Annotated in this window: 4 protein-coding genes; all 4 read left to right on the plus strand. The window is 71.5% G+C overall.

The features are described 5' to 3' along the window. On the plus strand, nucleotides 1-836 hold an 836-nt coding region (locus tag ESO86_RS11120; RefSeq protein ID WP_340638848.1), incomplete at its 5' end, for an ABC transporter permease. 94 nt (nucleotides 837-930) lie between these two features. Beyond that, complete coding sequence (locus ESO86_RS11125; protein ID WP_129235009.1) at nucleotides 931-2,073, plus strand: ABC transporter substrate-binding protein; 1,143 nt, start codon at nucleotides 931-933, stop codon at nucleotides 2,071-2,073. Nucleotides 2,074-2,146: 73 nt separating this feature from the next. Beyond that, nucleotides 2,147-3,466 carry an aspartate aminotransferase family protein gene (locus ESO86_RS11130; protein WP_129235011.1) on the plus strand — a complete coding sequence of 440 codons (1,320 nt, stop codon included), beginning with the start codon at nucleotides 2,147-2,149 and terminating at the stop codon, nucleotides 3,464-3,466. Nucleotides 3,467-3,556: 90 nt separating this feature from the next. Continuing rightward, complete coding sequence (locus ESO86_RS11135; protein ID WP_129235013.1) at nucleotides 3,557-5,092, plus strand: CoA-acylating methylmalonate-semialdehyde dehydrogenase; 1,536 nt, start codon at nucleotides 3,557-3,559, stop codon at nucleotides 5,090-5,092. Nucleotides 5,093-5,198: the final 106 nt, after the last annotated feature.

The following is a 5,198-nucleotide window of genomic DNA, read 5'->3' on the forward strand; positions in this document are numbered from 1 at the left end:
CGCAGGCGGACCCGACGGTCGCGATGCCCGGGCTCGAGGCATCCGCCCCGTCGCGCCGCCGTCGCCCCGCCGGCGACGGCCCGCTCGCGCGCTTCGCGAAGCTCGTGCTGCCGCCGATCGCCCTCTTCGTGGTGGTCGTGGTGCTCGTGGAGCTCGTCGTGGTCGCCGCGGGCATCCCGCCGTTCGTGCTCGCCAGCCCCTCCGCGATCTTCGACCAGCTCGTGCAGTACGCCCCGCAGGTGCTCGCGGCGACCCTCGCGACCGGCCTGAACGCGCTCATCGGCCTCCTGATCGGCGCGGTCATCGGCGTGCTGCTCGCGATCGCGGCATCCGTCGCCAGGCCGATCGACGGCATGCTCGCGCCCGTCGTCGCCGCGGTCGCGGTCGTGCCGATCGTCGCACTCGCCCCGGTGTTCTACACGCTGTTCGGCTCGACGTCGGAGGTGGCGCGCATCCTGATCGCGTCGATCGCGGCGTTCGTGCCCGTGTTCCTGAACACGCTGCGCGGACTCCGGCAGGTGCGGCCCGTGCATCGCGACCTCATGCGGTCGTACGCGGCGACGCCGTCGCAGCTGACCCGGCTCGTCACGATCCCGTCGGCGCTGCCGCACTTCTTCACGGGCCTCCGGATCGCCTCGTCGCTCGCGGTCATCTCCGCCCTCGTCGCCGAGTACTTCGGCGGGCCGCGCCAGGGCCTCGGCTCGGCGATCACGACCGCCGCCGCATCGAGCGCGTACGCCCGTGCGTGGGCGTTCGTCATCGGCGCCATCCTGCTCGGCCTCGTCTTCTTCGTCCTCACCAGCCTGGTCGAGAGGATCGCCTCGCGCCACCGATGACCCCGACCCCGCCGGCCGACGCCGTCCGGCCCCAGCCACCGGCACCGCCGGTCGGAACCGCACCACGAGCACCACCACCAAGAGAGGAATGCACATGAAGCGCAACCGGATCCTCGCGGGCGCGGCGGCAGCAGCCGCGACCGCGCTCGTGCTCGCCGGCTGCTCCAGCGGGAGCAGCGACTCGGGCGACGGCGGCGACACCGCCGACGGCGAGCTCACCCCCGTGACCCTGCAGCTGCAGTGGCTCACGCAGGCCCAGTTCGGCGGCTACTACCTGGCCGAGGCGAACGGCTACTGGGAGGAGCTCGGCCTCGACGTCGAGATCATCCCGGGCGCCGTCGACATCGTGCCCCAGGACGTGCTCGCCGCCGGCGACGTCGACTTCGCGATCGCGTGGGTGCCGAAGGCGCTCGCCTCGATCGAGGCCGGCGCGAACATCACGAACATCGCGCAGATCTTCGAGCGCAGCGGCACGCTGCAGGTCGCGTGGGCCGACAGCGGCATCGAGGGGCCGGAGGACCTCTCGGACAAGCAGATCGGCAGCTGGGGCTTCGGCAACGAGTGGGAGCTCTTCGCGGGCCTCACCGAGGTCGACGCGTCGGGCTACACGATCGTGCAGCAGAACTTCGACATGAACGCGCTGCTCAACAAGGAGATCGACGCCGCGCAGGCGATGACCTACAACGAGTACGCGCAGCTGCTCGAGGCCGTGAACCCCGAGACGGGCGAGCTCTACCAGCCCGAGGACTTCTCGGTCATCGACTGGAACGAGGTCGGCACGGCCATGCTCCAGGACGCGATCTGGGCCAACAGCGAGCGGCTCGAGTCCGACCCCGAGTACGCCGAGACCGCGGTCAAGCTCATCCAGGGCGCGATCCTCGGCTGGATCGACCAGCGCGACGACCCGCAGGCCGCGGCCGACGCGGTGACCGCCGCCGGGTCGACGCTCGGCACGAGCCACCAGCTGTGGATGGCCAACGAGATCAACAAGCTCATCTGGCCCTCGACGAGCGGCATCGGCCACATCAACGAGGACCAGTGGGACGCCACCGTCGAGATGGCCCTCATGACGAAGAACCAGGACGGCGCGCAGGTCATCACGACCGACCCGCCGGACGGGTCGTACACCAACGAGTACGTCGACGAGGCCATCGCGAACCTCGAGGCCGACGGCGTCGACATCCAGGGCGAGGACTACGAGCCCATCGAGGTCACCCTCAACGAGGGCGGCAACTAGCAGACGGATGCCGCGGGGCGCGGCCCGCACGCCCCGCCCCGCGGCATCCACCCCACGAAAGGCGACGACGCCCATGACCGAGAACCTCACCGCCGACCTCGACGCGCTCGCGCGCGAGCTCGACGCCGAACACGTCTTCCACTCCTGGTCGGCGCAGGGGAGTCCCCCGCAGCTCGTCGTCGCGAGCGGCCGCGGCACGCGGGTCTGGGACCACTCGGGCCGGGAGTACCTCGACTTCTCCAGCCAGCTCGTCAACGTCAACATCGGCCACCAGCACCCGGCCGTCGTCTCGGCGATCCGGGAGCAGGCCGAGCTGCTGACCACCATCGGCCCGCCGACCGTGAACCTCGCCAGGGGCGAGGCCGCGAAGCGGATCGTGTCGCATGCCCCGAGCGGCATGTCCAAGGTGTTCTTCACCAACGGCGGCGCCGATGCGAACGAGAACGCGATCCGGATGGCGCGCCTGCACACCGGCCGCGACAAGGTGCTCTCGACGTACCGGTCGTACCACGGCAACACCGGCGCCGCGATCGTCTCGACGGGGGACTGGCGGCGCATCCCGAACGAGTTCGCGCGCGGACACGTGCACTTCTTCGGGCCGTTCCTGTACCGCTCCGAGTTCTGGGCGACGGCGCCCGAGGAGGAGTCGGAGCGCGCGCTGCAGCACCTGCGCCGCATCATCGAGTCCGAGGGCCCCGCGACGATCGCGGCCGTGCTGCTCGAGACCGTGCCCGGCACGGCCGGGGTGCTCGTGCCGCCGCCCGGCTACCTGGCCGGCGTCCGCGAACTGTGCGACCGCCACGGCATCCTGCTCATCCTCGACGAGGTGATGTGCGGCTTCGGGCGCACCGGGCGCTGGTTCGCGTTCGACGGCTACGACGTGCGGCCCGACCTCATCAGCTTCGCGAAGGGCGTCAACTCGGGCTACGTGCCCGTCGGCGGCGTCGTCATCTCCGACGAGATCGCCGCCGACTTCGACGAGCGGATCTTCCCGGGCGGGCTCACCTACTCGGGCCACCCGCTCGCGATGGCCTCGATCGTCGGGGCGCTCGACGCGATGGAGTCCGAGGGCATCGTCGACCACGCACGCCGGGTCGGGGCCGAGGCCATCGCCCCGGCCCTCACGGAGCTCGCCGAGAAGCACGCCGTGATCGGCGAGGTGCGCGGCGAGGGCGTCTTCTGGGCGCTCGACCTCGTCGCCGATCCCGAGACGCGCGCGCCGCTGCCCGCCGCCGAGGTCGGGCGCATCAAGGGCGCGCTGGTCGAGCGGGGCCTGCTGCCGTTCGTCGCCGAGAACCGGATCCACGTCGTGCCGCCCTGCGTGGTCACGGCCGAGGAGGTCGAGCAGGCGACCGCGATCTACGACGAGGTGCTCGGCACCGTCGACGTGTGAGACGGATGCCGCGGCCTCCGTCCGGGGCGCCGCGGCACCCACCACCCCTACGAAACGACCCGGACACCTCGATTCGGAAGGAACGAGACCATGACCGACACCCAGACCGCCCCCAGCGCCGAGGGCACGCAGGCCGCAGACGTCGTCGAGCACTGGATCGACGGCGGCCCGGCTTCGGGCGACTCCGACCGCACGGGACCCGTCTACAACCCCGCGCACGGCGTCGAGCAGCGGCGCGTGCGCTTCGCGTCGACCGACGACGTGGATGCCGCGGTGCAGGCCGCCGCGCGGGCCTTCCCCGCATGGCGCGACGCGTCGATCGCCAAGCGGCAGCAGGTCATGTTCCGCTTCCGCGAGCTGCTCGCGTCGCGGACCGACGAGCTCGCCGCGATCCTCACGAGCGAGCACGGCAAGGTCCTCGGCGACGCCGCGGGCGAGATCGCGCGCGGCCTCGAGGTCGTCGAGCTCGCCTGCGCGATGCCCGCGTACACGAAGGGCGAGTACTCCGAGAACGTCTCGACCGGCATCGACGTCTACTCGCTGCGCCAGCCGCTCGGCGTCGTGGGCATCATCAGCCCGTTCAACTTCCCGGCGATGGTGCCGCTGTGGTTCTTCCCGCTCGCGATCGCGACGGGCAACACGGTCGTGCTGAAGCCGTCGGAGAAGGACCCGTCGGCCTCGGTCTGGCTCGCGCGGCTGTTCCAGGAGGCCGGGCTGCCCGACGGCGTCTTCAACGTGGTGCACGGCGACAAGGTCGCCGTCGACGCGCTGCTCGAGCACCCGACCGTCCGGTCGATCTCGTTCGTGGGCTCGACCCCGATCGCGCGCTACATCTACGCGACGGCGACGGCCAACGGCAAGCGCGTGCAGGCCCTCGGCGGCGCGAAGAACCACATGCTCGTGCTTCCCGACGCCGACCTCGACCTCGCGGCCGACGCGGCCGTGAACGCCGGGTTCGGTTCGGCCGGCGAGCGCTGCATGGCGATCTCGGCGGTCGTCGCGGTGGACTCGATCGCCGACGAGCTCGTCGAGAAGATCAGCGAGCGGATGTCGCGGCTCGTCACCGGCGACGGCACCCGCGGTTGCGACATGGGTCCGCTCATCACGCGCGAGCACCGTGACAAGGTCGCCGGGTACCTCGACGTGGCCGGCGAGGACGGGGCATCCGTCGTCGTGGACGGCCGCGACCCCGAGGTGGACGGCGAGCCCGACGGGTTCTGGATGGGCCCGACGCTCATCGACAAGGTGCCGACGTCGTCGGCCGTGTACCGCGACGAGATCTTCGGACCGGTGCTCTCGGTCGTGCGGGTCGACGGCTACGAGGAGGGCCTCGAGCTGATCAACTCGTCGCGCTACGGCAACGGCACCGCGATCTTCACGAACGACGGCGGTGCCGCGCGGCGCTTCCAGCGCGAGGTGACGGTCGGCATGGTCGGCATCAACGTGCCGATCCCCGTGCCCGTGGCCTACCACTCGTTCGGTGGATGGAAGGACTCGCTCTTCGGCGACGCCAAGGCCTACGGCCCGCGCGGCTTCGACTTCTTCACGCAGGAGAAGGCGATCACGTCGCGCTGGCTCGACCCGAGCCACGGCGGGCTGAACCTGGGCTTCCCCCAGCACGACTGACCCGAGGTCGGTCGGTTCGGGTCGGCCGCCGCGTCACCCCGCCGGAGCGGGCGGGCGCGGCGGCCAGGTCGGCGCGCCGAGGTCGCGCGAGATGCTCCGTGCGGCG

It is taken from the genome of Agromyces binzhouensis (genome assembly GCF_004135055.1).
Taxonomy (GTDB): Bacteria; Actinomycetota; Actinomycetes; order Actinomycetales; family Microbacteriaceae; genus Agromyces; species Agromyces binzhouensis.

Coding starts and splice junctions, on each gene's coding strand:
- ESO86_RS11135 (WP_129235013.1), top strand. CDS start 3,557: ATGACCGACACCCAGACCGCCCCCAGCGCCGAGGGCACGCAGGCCGCA.
- ESO86_RS11125 (WP_129235009.1), top strand. CDS start 931: ATGAAGCGCAACCGGATCCTCGCGGGCGCGGCGGCAGCAGCCGCGACC.
- ESO86_RS11130 (WP_129235011.1), top strand. CDS start 2,147: ATGACCGAGAACCTCACCGCCGACCTCGACGCGCTCGCGCGCGAGCTC.